Here is a 15,623-nt window from a genome sequence, read left to right as displayed (position 1 = left end):
AGTATGAGGCCAATCTGTATGAACTGCGAATCGACACACCCGCCTTCTAGCCGCCGGAGATGCACATGGGCATGATCAATTCGACAGAGGCAAGCCTCGACGACAAGGCCATGATAGCATCTGCGGAGCGTGCGCTGGCAGATATCGCAGCTATCCGCGAGCAGGTTTCGAAGGTCATCTTCGGTCAGGAAAGCGTGGTCGAAAAGACGCTGCTGGCGGTTCTGGCCGGCGGCCATGCGCTGCTGGTCGGCGTTCCCGGGCTTGCCAAGACCAAGCTGGTGACGACGCTCGGCGACGTGCTCGGCCTCGGCGCCAGCCGCGTACAGTTCACCCCGGACCTGATGCCTTCAGACATTCTGGGCTCCGAGGTCATGGACCAGGACGAGACCGGCCGCCGGTCCTTCCGCTTCGTGAAAGGCCCGATCTTCGCGCAGCTGCTGATGGCCGACGAAATCAACCGCGCCTCGCCGCGCACGCAATCCGCGCTGCTGCAGGCCATGCAGGAATACCATGTCACCATCGCCGGCCAGCGCTACGACCTGCCGGCCCCCTTCCATGTGCTTGCCACCCAGAACCCGCTGGAGCAGGAAGGCACCTATCCGCTGCCGGAAGCACAGCTCGACCGCTTCCTGTTGCAGGTCGATGTCGGCTATCCGGAACTGGCTGACGAACGCCGCATCCTGCTCGACACCACCGGCATGTCGGAGGCCAAGGCCAGCGCCGCCATCGACGCCGGCCGCCTGTCGGAAATCCAGAAACTCATCCGCCAGATGCCGATCAGCGACAGCGTCGTCGACGCCATCCTCTCGCTGGTGCGCTCGGCCCGTCCCGGCCAAGGCAACGCCACCACCGACAAGCACGTCGCCTGGGGTCCGGGACCGCGCGCCGGCCAGGCCATGATGCTCTGCACCCGCGCCCGCGCCCTCTATCAGGGCCGCCTCGCCCCGTCGCTGGACGATGTCCACGCGCTGGCCGAGCCGATCCTGCAGCACCGCATGGCGCTGACATTCGTCGCCCGTGCCGAAGGCATGTCGGTGCGCGATGTCATTTCGGACCTGGTCAAGCAGGCCAGGACCTAGGGAGAGCGCACCGCGTGGCATCCATCGGACAGATCGTCAATCCGACATCCGGCAGCGATGCCCTATCCCGAGCCCGGCAGCGCGCAGCCCTCGTGCCCGACTGCCTCGTCGAGGCCCAGCGCATCGCCAACACCGTAATCGCCGGCTGGCACGGCCGCCGCAAGCGCGGCATCGGCGAAAACTTCTGGCAGTTTCGCCCCTATAGCGATGGCGAAAGCCTGGCGCGCATCGACTGGCGCCGCTCGGCCCGCGACGACCATACCTATATCCGCGACCACGAATGGGAAGCCGCCCACACCATCTGGCTCTGGGCCGACATGTCGCCGTCGATGATGTACAAGTCCACCTTCGGCCATGTCTCGAAGGAAAGCCGCGCACTGGTCATCATGCTGGCGCTGGCGGAAATCCTCGCCCGCTCCGGCGAGCGCATCGGCTGCCCCGGCATCATGGAGCCGATCTCCGCCCGCAACGCCGCAGAACGGCTGGCAACGGCGCTGATGCACACCCCTCTCACCGGCGGCCTGCCGCAGACGGCGATGATCCGTGGCTGGAGCGATGTCGTGCTGATCGGTGATTTTCTCGACGACAGCGACAGCATCATGGCCCGTCTTGGTCCGCTTGCCCGCCGCGGCCTGCGTGGCCATGTGGTCGAGATCGCCGACCCTGCCGAGGAGACCTTCCCCTACACCGGCCGCACCGAGTTCACCGATCCGGAAACCGGCGAACGGCTGGTGGCCGGTCGTGCCGAAACCATCCGCGAGGATTACCAGCGTGCCTACCTGGCGCGTCGTCACAGTCTTGGTGAATCGCTCCGCCAGCTCGGCTGGGCCTTCGTCACCCACCGCACCGATCATCTCGCCTCAGAAGCCCTGGTTGCTGTCCACACCCATCTCTCGGGCATGCCGACCAAGGCGACCCATGGTGGCCAGCTTTGAGCGCGCTGGCCTTCGCCTATCCGGAGATGCTGGCTGCGCTGGTGGCCCTGCCGGTGATTTGGTGGCTGTTGCGGATGACACCGCCACGCCCGCAGGCCGAAGTCTTCCCGCCGCTGAAAATCCTGGCGCAGGTTCTGAAACGAGAGGAAACGCCCGCGAACAGTCCGTGGTGGCTGACGCTGTTGCGCATGCTGATGGCGGCCTGCGTGATCCTTGCCATCGCTGATCCGGTTTTCAATCCGCGCACCAACACGCTCTCCGGCAACGGCCCGCTCGTGCTGTTGATCGACAATGGCTGGGCGAGCACCCCCGACTGGGATCGCCGCGTGCAGACCGCCGACGCGCTGATCGGTGATGCCGAGGCCAGCGAGACGCCCGTCGTCATCGCCTTCACCGCCAACCAGACCAACGACGCTGTTCCCGGCACCGCTGCTGCGGCGCGCGACAAGCTGCATGCGGCGGCACCCGTTCCCCTGGTCCCGGATCGCGGCCGCGCCCTGCTGTCGGTTAAGTCAGCGCTCAACGGTACCGCACCCGGAACGCTCGCCTTTCTCTCCGACGGCATCGCGAGCGGAGACAAGGACGACACGATCCAGCAGTTGTCGGCGCTGGCGCCGGGCGACCTCAGGCTCATCGAGGGCGACGGCAGCCAGGCAGTAGCCCTGACGAGCGCGTCCAACAGCGCCGACGTCATGACCGTTACGGCCAGCCGATTGAATGGCTCAAGCTCGGGCAAAATGACCCTCAGCGCCCAGGATGCGCAGGGCCGCCCGATTGCCGCCGGCACGCTTGCCTTTGGAGCCGGCCAGACCGTTGCCTCGGGCACCATCGCCGCGCCCTTTGAAATGCGCAACGACTTCGCTCGTGTCAGCATCGATGGCCACAGCACTGCCGGCTCGGTGCACCTCCTCGACGACGGATTCAAGCGCCGCCGTGTCGCGCTGCTCTCCGGCCAGGCGGCGGATGAATTCCAGCCGCTGCTGTCGCCACTCTACTACATCCAGAAGGCCCTGCAGCCCTATGCCGACCTCATCAAACCGGAGGCCGACGATCTCGCGAAATCCATCACCCAGCTGCTTGCAGGCAATCCGTCCGTCATCATCATGGCCGACATCGGACGCCTTCCGGCCGACAGCTATGCGCCGATGCAGCGCTGGATCGCCAATGGCGGCACGCTGATCCGCTTTGCCGGTCCGCGTCTGGCCGCCGCTCCCGCCGAAGATCCATTGGTGCCGGTGATCCTGCGCCAGGGCGAACGGGCGCTCGGTGGGGCCATGTCCTGGGCCGAACCGCAACCGCTGGCCGACTTTCCGAATTCCGGACCCTTTGCCGGAATGGCGAGGCCGGAGAATGTCCTGGTAAAACGCCAGGTGCTGGCCGAACCTACGCCTGATCTGGCCGAGCGAACCTGGGCAAGCCTTGCCGACGGCACGCCCCTCGTCACAGAAAAGAGCGTCCAAGCCGGCCGCATCGTGCTGTTCCACGTCAGTGCCGAGGCCTCGTGGTCCGACCTGCCGATTTCAGGCGACTTCGTCGAGATGCTGCGCCGGATCGTCCAGATGTCTCGCTCGGGGGGCGTTGCGTCTGGCGAAGCGGCGACAAAGGAAACCCTGCCGCCCTATCGGCTGCTAACAGCCAAAGGCGCGCTGACGGCGGAAACCGGTAGCGCTCGGCCGCTCGAGACCGGCAAGAAGGGCCCGCCGCTCGCAGGCTTCGACAACCCGCCGGGCCTCTACGGCTCGGAGGAAGGATTTACCGCCTTGAACGTTCTCCCGGACCACGCCGAACTCAAGCCGCTCGATATCTCCACTTCAACGACTGTCAGGCGCGAGGGGCTGATCGGCGGAGAGGCCTGGTCGGCAAAGCCCGTGCTGTTCACGCTCGCCCTGTTTCTGCTGATCGCAGACGGCCTGGTCGTGCTCATCATGAACGGCGCCTTTTCCAAGTTCCGTCGTCCCAGGCGCGCGACGACGGGAACGGCTGCGATGCTCGCGGTAGCCCTGGCTGCCGCTGCCTTTTTCCATCCGGTCGAGATGCGCGCCGACGATGCGAAGCCCGGCGACGACATCATCGAGTCACGCCTCGACAAGACCCATCTCGCCTATATCGTCACCGGCGAGAACGAGGTCGACCAGCTCTCCGAGCGCGGCTTAGCCGGCCTCACCGATTTCCTCACCTACCGTACGACGCTGGAGCCGGGACCGCCCGTCGGCGTCGACCCGGCCAAGGACGAACTATCGCTGTTCCCGCTGCTCTACTGGCCGATCAGCGCCACGGCACCGATGCCGAGCAGCACGACGATGAACCGCATCGACGCCTATATGCGATCGGGCGGCACGGTGTTGTTCGATACCCGCGATGCCCTGAGCTCGTTTGGTGACAACGCCGCCCCCGGCCCCAACGGCGAGCGCCTGCAGGCAATCCTCGCCAACCTCGACATTCCACCACTTGAGCCGGTCCCACCCAAGCACGTGCTGACGAAATCCTTCTACCTGCTTTCGAACTTTCCGGGCCGCTACACCGGCAGCCCGCTGTGGATCGAGTCCCATCCGGACAATCGTACCGATACCGGTGTGAAGCAGGCAGCAACATCCGACGGCGTTACGCCGATCATGATCACCGGCAACGACTTTGCCGGCGCCTGGGCGGTCGATGATAACGGCGCGCCGCTGCTGCCGACCGTCCCACAGGACGAGATGCAGCGCGAATATGCCTTTCGAAGCGGCGTCAACATCATGATGTATATGCTGACCGGCAACTACAAGGCCGACCAGGTCCACGTTCCGGACCTGCTGGAACGGCTGGGGCAATAGCATGACGCTGGATTTCCAACCTTTCCTCCCCTGGTCAGTGATCGCGGCGCTGGCCGCCGTCATGGCGCTCATTGCCGTTTTTTCCATCTGGCGAGGTCTGCGCGGCGCCCTTGTGAGATCGCTTGCCGGCATCGCGCTCTTGGCAGCGCTCGCAAATCCGCTGCTGATGCAGGAGGATCGCGACCGCCTGTCGACCATCGTTCCCGTCGTCATCGACCGCAGCCAAAGCCAGCTGACGCCCGAGCGCATCAAAATGACCGATGAGGCGCTGGCGCAGTTGAAGGATCGGCTGGCCGCCTTTCCGAGGATAGAGCCGCGCTATATCGACGCCAAGGATACTGCCGAGTCCGACACGCCGGCGACACGGCTGTTTTCAGCGCTGCACGCCGCAATCGGCGACATCCCGCCGGCCCGCATCGGCGGCGCCATCTTCCTGACCGACGGCCAGATCCACGACATCCCCTCAAGCACCCAGTCTCTCGGCTTCAGCGCACCGATCCACGGATTGATCACCGGGCGAGCCAATGAGTTCGATCGGCGCATCGAGGTGGTGCGGGGTCCGCGCTTCGGTATCGTCAACGAGGAGCAGCAGCTAACGTTGCGTGTCGTCGATGACGGTCCGAGCCCGGGCGGCATCGCGCCCGTCACCGTCAAGCTCAATGGCAACGAGATCGCCACGCTGCAGGCGACACCCGGGCAGGAAACGCCGTTCAGCTTCAAGGTGCCGCGCGCCGGCAACAACGTGCTCGAATTCTCGGTCGCCGAACTGCCGGGAGAAATCACCCTCGTCAACAATCGCACCGTTCACCTGATCGAGGGTATCCGGCAGAACATGCGCGTGCTGCTCGTTTCCGGTGAACCCCACGCCGGCGAGCGCGCCTGGCGCAATCTGCTGAAGTCAGATGCTTCCGTGGATCTGGTGCACTTCACCATCCTGCGTCCGCCGGAAAAGCAGGATGGGACGCCGATCAACGAGCTGTCGCTGATCGCCTTTCCAACGCGGGAACTGTTCGTCGACAAGATCAAGGATTTCGATCTGATCATCTTCGATCGCTACCAGCACCGCGGCGTGCTGCCGATCCTCTACTACGACTACATCGCCCAATACGTCCAGAACGGCGGCGCCCTCTTGATCGCTGCCGGACCGGAGCATGCCAGCCAGGATTCGATTGCCCTGACACCGCTGCAATCCGTGCTTCCGGCCGAGCCGACCGGCAATATGATCGACAAGCCCTTCTATCCCCGCCTGTCGGAAGAAGGCCGCAAGCATCCCGTCACCCGTGGCCTCGACGGCGCAGATGTGGAACCGCCTCATTGGGGGCGCTGGTTTCGCACCGTCGACGTGGAACCGCCAGAGGGCCAGACTGTCATGGTTGGCGCCGACAATCACCCGCTGCTGGTGCTCAATCGTGCCGGCGAAGGCCGGGTTGCCATGCTTTTGTCGGACCAGGGCTGGCTCTGGTCGCGCGGCTTTGAGGGCGGCGGACCGAGCGTTGCTCTCTATCGGCGCATCGCCCACTGGCTGATGAAGGAACCGGCGCTTGAGGAAGAAGCGCTGACGGCAACAGCCTCAGGCCGCACCCTTCAGATCACCCGCCAGACGGTCGGCGACGACCCGGGCAGCGCCACGATCAAATATCCCTCCGGCAAATCCGAAACCGTCAAGCTGACCCAGGGCGAGCCTGGCCTCTACCGTGCCGAAAAGCACACCGACGAGATCGGGCTGTTCGAGATCACCAATGGCAAGTTGTCGACACTGGTGCATGTCGGCGCCGTCGATGCGCCGGAGTTCAAGGCGATGATCTCCACCACCGACACGCTGAAATCGCTTGCCAGTCAGACGAAGGGATTGGTGACCCGCGTTGCCGCTGCCGGCAACAGCATCGTCGTGCCGCCCATCCTGCCGGTGCGTGGCGCCGTCAGAATTGCCGACGACCAGCGCATGAGCATCCACCTAACCGACGAGACAGTCTTGCGCGGCATCAACACGCTGCCCTTATTTGCCGGCTTCCTCGGGCTTGCCGCCCTGCTCTTCCTGCTGGCGGCGACCTGGTGGCGCGAGGGACGCTAACCCATGACCATACCGCAGCTGGACCTGACCGACGCCCCCGCCGATGCCGACATGGCAGTGATCATGAATGGCCTCACCGGGTTCAATACGGCTGATGTCGGGCCACCGGGTCGCCGGCCGCTCGCCGTGCTGATCCGCGACGAAGACGGCAGTGTCGTCGGCGGCACCCTCGGCTCCACCGCCTGGGGGTGGCTCTACATCCAGTGGCTTTTCGTCCCCGAGCGATTGCGCGGTCAAGGCTTGGCGGGCAAGCTGCTGTCACTTGCTGAGACCGAGGCTGTCGCGCGCGGCTGCAACAGCGCCTGGATCGACACGTTCAACCCGCAGGCGCTGCGGGCCTATCAGCGACAGGGTTATGTTATCTTCGGCGAGCTTGCGGATTTTCTGCCCGGCCGCAACAGGACATTCCTGCAAAAGCGGCTGACGCCGGCCGCCTGATCGCAGCGACTATTCCGTCCAGCCGATCGGACCCTTGAGCCTCGCGTGCACATCATCGCCGATCGGCACGACCAGCACCCGGCGCGGATCCACCGGCCCGGGGAACTCCAGCGCATTATAGGCGACTTTCTCGAAGCCGAGCGGTTCGTAGTAGGGCGGATCGCCGACGAGAATGACCGCCTCCGATCCCTTCCGCCGCGCCGCCTCGACGGCGATGCGCACGAGTTCACGGCCGATGCCCCGGCTTTTGTGCGACGGCCGCACCGCCAGCGGGCCCAGGAGGTGACCGCGCACGCCGCCGGCCATGACCGCCGTCATCCTGACCGAGGCGACGGTCTCGCCATCGTCGGCGCAGATGAAGGATAGCGACCGGTCATGCGGCCCCTGCTCGCGGATGCGCGCTGCCGCCCGGACGAACCGCCCCGGACCGAATGCTTCTTCGTTGATGAGTTCGACGACGGCGTCGTGCGACGCATCCTCGGTGAGGTAGACCAGATCGTGCTTGTGCATGAACGTAAAAAACCAGATGACATGGGGGATGGGTCTCGGAAACGCCTGTTGTGGCGTTCGGGTCCATCAGCGTCGTCGCATCTCTCTGGTCACGTTCATCGATCAAGGTCCTTTAATTGTGACGAGGCCGATAGCAGGAAATATTTCCTCCGTCCAATGCAAAATGCGGCGCTGCCGAAAGCAACGGACTGTTCAATCTTTGCGCGCTCGAAATTTCCGCAGGGCAGCGTATGTATCAGACAAAGCAATTCGAAAGGACACTGACATGGGCATGCTGGTTGACGGCGTCTGGCATGACGTCTGGTACGACACAAAGGAAACGAAGGGCCATTTCATGCGCGCCGCTTCGCAGTTTCGCAATTGGGTGACCGCCGATGGCAGCGCCGGCCCGAGCGGCATAGGCGGTTTCAAGGCCGAGGCAGGCCGCTATCACCTCTATGTCGCCCTCGCTTGCCCCTGGGCGCACAGGACACTGATCTTCCGCAAGCTGAAGGGTCTGGAAGAGATCATCTCGGTCTCGATCGTCGATCCGCTGATGCTGGAAAACGGCTGGGAATTCAAGAACCGCGATGGCGGCACCGTCGATCACCTGTTCGGCGCCAAGGCCATGTGGGAAATCTACACCAAGGCCGATCCGCACTATTCCGGCCGCGTCACGGTACCGGTGCTCTGGGATACGAAAACGGGAACGATCGTCAACAACGAATCCTCGGAAATCATCCGGATGTTCAACAGCGCCTTCGACGGCCTCACCGCCTCGACGGCGGATTACTATCCGGAGGCCCTGCGCGGCGAAATCGATCGCATCAACGAGCTTGTCTACGACACCGTCAACAACGGCGTCTACAAGTCAGGTTTCGCAACGACGCAGCAAGCCTATGACGAGCATGTCGGCAAGCTGTTCGAGACGCTGGACAGCCTGGAGAAACGCCTGGGTGAAAGTCGCTACCTCGTCGGCACGACACTGACCGAAGCCGACTGGCGCCTGTTCACCACCCTGGTTCGCTTCGACGCTGTCTATGTCGGTCACTTCAAGTGCAACATCCGCCGGATCGAGGATTACCCGAACCTGTCGGCCTATTTGCGTGAACTATACCAGGTGCCAGGCGTAAAGGAGACCGTCAACATGGCGCATATCAAGCGCCACTATTACGCCAGCCACAAGACGATCAACCCGACTGGCATCGTCCCGATGGGGCCGGCGCTCGATCTCGAACGGCCACATGGCCGTGACGGCATGTAGTCTGTCCGCCTACCAGAAGCCGGACGGTAGTGCATCGCCGCTGATCTCCTGCAAACGCCGCAGCGTTGCCGGCGTCGTGGCGGCAGGCAGCGCGTCGAGAGCGAAGAAGCCGCTCTCGGCGATCTCCCAGTCGGGCTGACGCGGCACGCGCTGTTCCACCGTCACGCGGTAGAAGGCGACATGATCGCGGCGGCTGACGGCCCGGTTGAGGTAGACGCCGAGCAGGGTTGGCCTGTCGGTGATGACCAGGTTTCCCTCCTCCCGCAGTTCCTTGGCCAGCGCCTCTTCCACCGTCTCGTGCCGCTCCACGCCGCCGCCAGGCATATACCAGCCGGGAAGGTAGGAATGGCGGACGAGGAAAATCCGTCCCTCGCTATCGAAACAGGCTGCGCGAACCCCGAGCGTCATGCCGCGCGTCAGCGCGAAGTAGAAATGTGCGATCGGCAGCACGAGTTTCTCCTTCCAGCCGCGCACTTCGCTCGACGAGCCATCCTGCATGCCACTTCTCCTTTGCGACCGATCTTGCCGAACGTTCAAACTTCCAGACACGAAGGCTGGGGAAGCATTTGATTTGACACAAGAGTGTTCTATGTCTCACCCATGTTCAAGCTCGCGCATATCTCCGATATCCATCTCGGGCCACTTCCACGGCTTTCCCTGTGGGAACTCGCATCCAAACGCATTACCGGGTTCGTGAATTGGCACCGAAACCGGCGCAAGCATCTTTTCGGCGATACACTCGATCTTCTTCTGGCCGACATCAGCGCGAAACAGGTTGATCACCTTGCCATAACAGGCGATCTCGTCAATCTCGGCACCAAGATCGAGGTGCGCACCGCCGCCGAATGGCTGGCGACGGTGGGACCGCCGACATCCACCTCCGTCGTGCCCGGCAACCACGACGCCTATGTGCCCGGATCCTACGAGAAATCAGTGCGGGCCTGGTACCCCTACGTGAAAGGCGACCTGGCACCGGCAGGCTGGGAAGAGGACATTCACGTCTTCCCCTATCTGCGTGTGCGAGACCGCGTTGCCATCATCGGCTGCTCGACGGCCGTGGCCACCCTGCCCTTTGCCGCCAGTGGTTTTTTCGGCTCCCGCCAGGCGCGCGAGACGGTGCACATGCTTCGGGCCGCCGGCGAGGCCGGGCTTTTCCGCGTGATCATGATCCACCACCCGCCGATCCGCGGCGCCGCATCCTTCCACAAACGGATGATCGGCATCCGCCGCTTTGCCGCCGTCGTCTCGACCGGGGGGGCCGAGCTGGTGTTGCACGGCCATACCCACCTCAACACGCTGCACTGGCTGCGCGGACCGCAGGGGCGCGTGCCTGTTGTTGGCGTCGCCTCTGCATCGCAGGGTCTTGGCGGCTCGAAGCCACCGGCGACCTACAACCTTTTCTCCATATCGGGCGGTCCGGGCGCCTGGGACCTCAAGGCAGAACGCTTCGGCCTCAATTCCACAGGTGACGGCGTTTCCGCCGAAGGCATCGATATTCTGGCGCCTTGATCGACGCCGGATCCGCTCGCCCGGATGGTGTCGGGGAGACACATGCGTTTATTCGAAAAAACAGATGATTGGCGCCGGGAAACCGCCTTCTGCCACCGATCTCGCTGTCAGCAGGCTTGCGGAAATGGCTGCGAAGTGGTCATATGAGCGTCATGGATGTGCTTTGAGATGCGTCGATCGACATCAGCCCGCAACGCTGATGCGCGTCCTCTACGCGTTGTCGTTGACACCAGCCTGCCCATATTGGGCCCGACGGCGGTTAAACCTATCGTGGAAAGACAATGCCTGCTTCCTTAGCTGCTCCGGACATCCGACGCGATCTGGTTGGCCTCCTGCCGAAGCTTCGCCGCTTCGCGGTCACTCTCACCGGTGACGTCGCTGAGGCCGACGAACTGCTGCAGAAGGTCTGTCAGCGAAGCGTGGTCAAGATCCACCTTTGGAACAATGAAGGCCGTTTGGAAAGCTGGCTCTATGCGATGACCAGACAGTTGTGGGTCGAGGAATCCCGCCGCCACCGCCTCCGTGCCGGCTCCTCGAGGCCTACTGCCGTGCAGCCGGGTCAAGCGACGCTGCATCAACTGCATGCGCCCGAGAAAAGCGACAGCCATCAGGCGGTCAGCGCTCTGCCCGATGGTCTCGCCAGCATATTCCTGCTGGTCGATGTCGAAGGCCACAGCTACAAGCAGACGGCCGATATACTCGGCATTCCGCAGTCGGTGGTCGCATCGCGGCTTGCCAGTGCGCGTCTGGCCTTCGCCGCCGGCGGGCTTAGCCGCCATAGCCAGAGGTCATGACCGTGAAGGATCACCGCAAGCCCCCCATCGAGGCACGGCTGGCCGCCTATATCGACGGCGAGGCCAGCCACGAGGAAAAGCAGGCGTTGGATGAGCTTCTGGCCGGCGACGCCGACACCCACAAGGTCTACGACAATCTGCGCCGAGGCTCGGAAATGGGCCGCAAGGCCTTTGATGAACTACTGAAGGAGCCTGTGCCGCTGGCCCTCGTCCGCTCGATCAAGAGCGCACCGGAACCCAAGGCGCGGGACGTTCGGCGGCTTGCCCGTCCGGCAGTCAAACTGGCGCCGTCGGGCAAACAGGCGCTCGCCGCCGCCCTGATCCTGTTCGTCATCGGTGGCGGCATCGGCTATTTCTTCGGCAGCCAGCCGGGCGCTGCCCGCATCACCTTACCCTTGACGCCGAACCAGGGGCGCACCTGGCCCGATGACATCGCTGCAGCCCAACGGATCTACCTGCGACAGACGAGCCACGTTGTCGAACTCGGGCCCAATCAGACGGATGAAATCCTCGCTTGGCTGACATCCGCCGTCGGTGTCAAGTTCAGCCTGCCGGACCTCTCCGGCGCGGGACTGTCTTTCCAGGGCGCGCGTCTGCTGGTGGCAGCCGGCAAGCCCACCGGACAACTGGTCTACCGCAACATCGATGGTGAAATCATCTCGGTCTGCTTCTTCAAGGAGAGCATGGCGAACGACACCAACGACTTCAACGAGATCATCAAGGACGACATCGGCGTCATACCCTGGCATCGCGGCGGCACCGGCTATGCCGTTGTCGGCGCCTCCTCGGACGCCCTCCTCGACGATATCGCCAACCGCGTCTCGGTCGGGATCTGACTGCATTGTTCTCTGACGAAAAATGGCGGCCCGTGAGGCCGCCATTTTCTTTTGTCTTATCTGAGCAGTGCCTTGAAAAGCAAATTCAAGCTTTTGCCTTCAAGGCGAGAACACGGTTGGCCGCGGAGACGATCGCCTCCAGCGAGGCTGCGACGATGTTGGTGTTGACGCCGGCACCGAACAATTTTCCACCCGGATAGGACGTCTCGACGTAGGAGATCGCCGCGGCATTCGAGCCGTGCTGGAGTGAGTGCTCCGAGTAATCCTCGACCGACATTTCAACACCGAGATAGACCGACAGTGCATTGATGAAACCATCGATCGGCCCGTTGCCCTTGCCCTCGATGCGTTTCAGTTCGCCGTTATCGGTGATCTCGGCGGCAACGATCGTTTGACCCTTGCGCTCCGGGCTGGCGAAGCTGTGGAAATCGACGAAGCGCAGCCGTGCATCCGTCTGGTGGACATAGAGCTCCATGAAGCGATCATAGATCCGCTTGGCCGGCAGCTCCTTGCCCTCGACATCGGTGATGTGCTGGATCTCCTCGCGGAACTCGACCTGCAGGTTGCGCGGCAGGTTCAGACCGTAGTCCTGCTGCAGGATATAGGCGATGCCGCCCTTGCCGGACTGCGAGTTGATGCGGATGATCGCCTCGTAGGAGCGTCCGACATCCTGCGGATCGATCGGCAGATAGGGCACTTCCCAGATGGAGGTATTGGCAGTCTTGCTGGCCTTCATGCCCTTGTTGATCGCATCCTGATGCGAGCCCGAAAAAGCCGTGTAGACCAGTTCGCCGACGTAAGGGTGGCGCTCGGCAATCGTCATCTGGTTCGAATATTCGTAGACTTCCTTGATCCGCTCGATATCGGAGCAGTCGATCTCGGGGTCGACCCCTTGCGTGAACATGTTCAGCGCCATGGTCACCACATCGACATTGCCGGTGCGCTCGCCATTGCCGAACAGCGTGCCCTCGACGCGGTCGGCGCCGGCCAGCAGGCCCAGTTCGGCAGCAGCGATGCCGGTGCCGCGGTCGTTGTGCGGATGCAGCGAGATGATCAGGTTCTCGCGGTTGTCGAGGTTGCGGCACATCCACTCGATCTGGTCGGCATAGACGTTCGGCGTCGCCATCTCGACAGTCGACGGCAGGTTGATGATCAGCTTGTTGTCGGCAGTCGGCCGCACTTCGGCGATGACGGCGTTGCAGATCTCCAGCGCCACATCCAGCTCGGTGCCGGTAAAGCTCTCCGGCGAATATTCGAAGCGGTAGTCGCCGCCCGCCTTGGCCGCCATGTCGGTGATCATCTTGGCCGCATCGACGGCAATCTGCTTGATCCCGTGCACGTCCTTCGCAAACACCACGCGGCGCTGCAACTCACTGGTCGAATTGTAGAAATGGACGATCGGCCGCTTGGCGCCCTGCAGCGATTCGAACGTGCGGGTAATCAATTCCGGCCGGCACTGCACCAGCACCTGCAGCGACACGTCATCGGAGACGTTGCCCTCCTCGATGCACCAGCGGGCAAAATCGAAATCGGTCTGCGAGGCCGACGGAAAGCCGATCTCGATTTCCTTGAAGCCCATTTCCAACAGCAGCTGGAACATGCGGGCCTTTCGGTCGTGGCCCATCGGGTCGACCAAAGCCTGGTTGCCGTCGCGCAGATCGACCGAGCACCAGATCGGCGGCTTAGTCAGGGTCTTCGAAGGCCAGGTGCGGTCGGGAATAGCTACCTGCGGATAGGCGCGGTATTTTTCCGCGGCATCGGCCATGCCTTTGAAACGGGATTTTGCAGCGGGAGACTTGTTGGCTTGATTCTGTGCGTCCATCGTCTTGTCCTCGTGCCGTCGATTGCCTGCCTCATAGCCGATCGGCTGTGGCTTGGCGATGACAAAAGCGGCGTTGAAAGTGGCCTTGAAAAATTGTCGGATACGGGATCGAGGAGCGAATGCCGGGCGGGCTTGTCGGCCGCCGGGCGCTCCTCAGGGGACCCGGCAACCGCGCGTAAGGCCGAGGAGAAGAAGCGAGGTGAAGGCGCGCGAATGGTCACGCAGGGCAATACGGCCGCGTGCAATCTGCTTTGAAATATGGGCGCCTGTGGACTTCATGGGTTGGCTTATAGCTGTCGGACAAAAAAGAAGCAACCCCCGCCTAGTCTTTCGCCATTTGCACCAATCGCTGCAGGGCCATCATCATCCCTCCGGCAATCAAGCCCCAGAAAGCCCCTGAAATGCCGCCGAAGGACACGCCCGAGGCGGTCACGAGGAATGTCACTGCCGCCGCCTCCCGGTTTTCCGGCTGCTGGTAGGCTGCCATGGCAGAGGCGGAGAAAGCGCCGATCAGTGCAAGACCGGCCACCGCCTCGATCAGAATAGGCGGCGCCAGCGCCACGAAGGCGGTGACGGCGCCGGCCAGAAGCCCGAAGATGATGTAGACGATCCCGGCCACCACTGCGGCCCAGTAGCGGCGGTCAGGATCGGCATGGGCATCCCGGCCGGCGCACATGGCGGCCGTGATCGCCGCAAGGTTGACGGCGTGCCCGCCGAAAGGCGTGCTCAGCAGCGAAAACAGCCCGGTCACTGCAAATAGCGGGCCCGGCTTCGGATTGTAGTCGTTGACCTTGAGGACGGCGATGCCGGGAATATTCTGCGAGGCCATGGTGACGATGAAAAGCGGCAGCGCAATCGACACAAGGCCCGCCACGCTGAACAGCGGCTGGACTAGCTCGATATGCGGCAGCAAGGACTGACCGATGGTCGACATGGCGCCCGCCGGCATCTCGATGCCGAAAGCCAGCACCAGCACGAAAGCGGCCAGCGCCGCCGGTACGGCCCAGAGACGCTTGAACGCGCCGACGACGATCCATGCCAGAACGATCGGCAGTCCGAGCAATGGGTTGAAGGCAATCGCCTTGACCGGCGCGAAACAGAGGCCGATCAGCACGCCTGCAAGCATCGCATTGGCAAGCGGCGAAGGAATGGACGCGACAGCACGGCCGAGAGGCCGGAACAGCCCGGCGACGATGATAAGCACGGCACAAACCAAGAAGGCGCCGACGGCGGCCGGAAATCCGCCCGAAATCGCACCTGTGCTCGCGAGCAGCGCCGCCCCTGGCGTCGACCAAGCAATGCTGACCGGCAACTTCGTCGACAGGCTGATGACGATGGCACAGAGCCCCATGGCGATCGACAGCACCATCAGTCCCGACGCTGCCTGTGCATCGGTGGCCCCGACCGCCTGCAGTCCGTGGAGGACGACCGCGAAGGAACTGGCGAAGCCGACAAAGGCGGTGAGGCAGCCCATGAAGATGGCTTGGGGGGAGATTTCTTTGAGCATGGTAAGTCACGGACTCGGGGATGCGGGACGCATCATGGAGCATTAGAGCTGGGCGTGATGCAAGGC

At 63.4% G+C, this 15,623-nt stretch carries 13 protein-coding genes; 9 read left to right on the top strand and 4 right to left on the bottom strand.

Annotated elements, in window-relative coordinates; genetic code table 11:
- Positions 1–65: 65 nt before the first annotated feature.
- The 5 genes from VH564_RS09625 to VH564_RS09605 are packed head-to-tail and all read left to right on the top strand — an operon-like array spanning position 66 to position 7,336.
- Positions 66–1,079 (top strand): AAA family ATPase, encoded by a 1,014-nt coding sequence (locus VH564_RS09625; protein WP_423339605.1) that lies wholly within the window; start codon positions 66–68, stop codon positions 1,077–1,079.
- A 14-nt stretch (positions 1,080–1,093) separates the two neighbouring features.
- Positions 1,094–2,014: a DUF58 domain-containing protein gene (locus VH564_RS09620; protein WP_423339604.1), complete on the top strand. Its 921-nt coding sequence runs from the start codon at positions 1,094–1,096 to the stop codon at positions 2,012–2,014.
- Positions 2,011–4,827: a DUF4159 domain-containing protein gene (locus VH564_RS09615; protein WP_423339603.1), complete on the top strand. Its 2,817-nt coding sequence runs from the start codon at positions 2,011–2,013 to the stop codon at positions 4,825–4,827. Before VH564_RS09620 ends, VH564_RS09615 begins: the two co-directional genes overlap by 4 nt.
- A 1-nt stretch (position 4,828) precedes the next feature.
- Positions 4,829–6,898, top strand: a complete 2,070-nt coding sequence (locus VH564_RS09610) for a hypothetical protein (protein ID WP_423339602.1) — start codon at positions 4,829–4,831, stop codon at positions 6,896–6,898.
- A 9-nt stretch (positions 6,899–6,907) separates the two neighbouring features.
- Positions 6,908–7,336 (top strand): GNAT family N-acetyltransferase, encoded by a 429-nt coding sequence (locus tag VH564_RS09605; RefSeq protein ID WP_423339980.1) that lies wholly within the window; start codon positions 6,908–6,910, stop codon positions 7,334–7,336.
- A 9-nt stretch (positions 7,337–7,345) separates the two neighbouring features.
- On the opposite strand, the gene VH564_RS09600 is transcribed toward VH564_RS09605, so the two are convergent.
- Positions 7,346–7,846, bottom strand: a complete 501-nt coding sequence (locus VH564_RS09600) for a GNAT family N-acetyltransferase (protein ID WP_423339601.1) — start codon at positions 7,844–7,846, stop codon at positions 7,346–7,348.
- Positions 7,847–8,111: 265 nt separating this feature from the next.
- Here VH564_RS09600 and VH564_RS09595 point away from each other — a divergent pair, with 265 nt between their 5' ends.
- Positions 8,112–9,089, top strand: coding sequence for a glutathione S-transferase family protein (locus tag VH564_RS09595; RefSeq protein WP_423339600.1), 978 nt, complete (start codon positions 8,112–8,114; stop codon positions 9,087–9,089).
- Between the two features lie 9 nt (positions 9,090–9,098).
- On the opposite strand, the gene VH564_RS09590 is transcribed toward VH564_RS09595, so the two are convergent.
- The gene (locus VH564_RS09590) at positions 9,099–9,587 is read right to left on the bottom strand and encodes an NUDIX domain-containing protein (protein WP_423339599.1); all 489 of its coding nucleotides are present in this window, start codon (positions 9,585–9,587) and stop codon (positions 9,099–9,101) included.
- Between the two features lie 102 nt (positions 9,588–9,689).
- Between VH564_RS09590 and VH564_RS09585 the strand changes: the two genes are divergently transcribed.
- The 3 genes from VH564_RS09585 to VH564_RS09575 all read left to right on the top strand — a co-directional run bounded on the left by VH564_RS09585 (position 9,690) and on the right by VH564_RS09575 (position 12,228).
- On the top strand, positions 9,690–10,598 hold the full coding sequence (locus tag VH564_RS09585) for a metallophosphoesterase family protein (RefSeq protein WP_423339598.1): 909 nt from the start codon (positions 9,690–9,692) through the stop codon (positions 10,596–10,598).
- 281 nt (positions 10,599–10,879) lie between these two features.
- The gene (locus VH564_RS09580) at positions 10,880–11,392 is read left to right on the top strand and encodes an RNA polymerase sigma factor (RefSeq protein WP_423339597.1); all 513 of its coding nucleotides are present in this window, start codon (positions 10,880–10,882) and stop codon (positions 11,390–11,392) included.
- Positions 11,389–12,228, top strand: a complete 840-nt coding sequence (locus tag VH564_RS09575; RefSeq protein ID WP_423339596.1) for an anti-sigma factor family protein — start codon at positions 11,389–11,391, stop codon at positions 12,226–12,228. The genes VH564_RS09580 and VH564_RS09575 overlap by 4 nt, the downstream gene beginning before the upstream one ends.
- Positions 12,229–12,313: 85 nt before the next feature.
- Here the strand turns inward: VH564_RS09575 and leuA are convergent, their stop codons facing one another.
- Positions 12,314–14,050, bottom strand: a complete 1,737-nt coding sequence (gene leuA, locus VH564_RS09570) for a 2-isopropylmalate synthase (RefSeq protein WP_423339595.1) — start codon at positions 14,048–14,050, stop codon at positions 12,314–12,316.
- Positions 14,051–14,372: 322 nt separating this feature from the next.
- Positions 14,373–15,557, bottom strand: coding sequence for a benzoate/H(+) symporter BenE family transporter (locus tag VH564_RS09565; RefSeq protein ID WP_423339594.1), 1,185 nt, complete (start codon positions 15,555–15,557; stop codon positions 14,373–14,375).
- Between the last annotated feature and the right edge of the window lie 66 nt (positions 15,558–15,623).

It is taken from the genome of Rhizobium sp. HT1-10 (assembly GCF_049472505.1).
Classification (GTDB): Bacteria; Pseudomonadota; Alphaproteobacteria; order Rhizobiales; family Rhizobiaceae; genus Rhizobium.
Note: the sequence above shows the minus strand (reverse complement) of the source record. Positions and strands in the feature narration are given on the sequence as shown.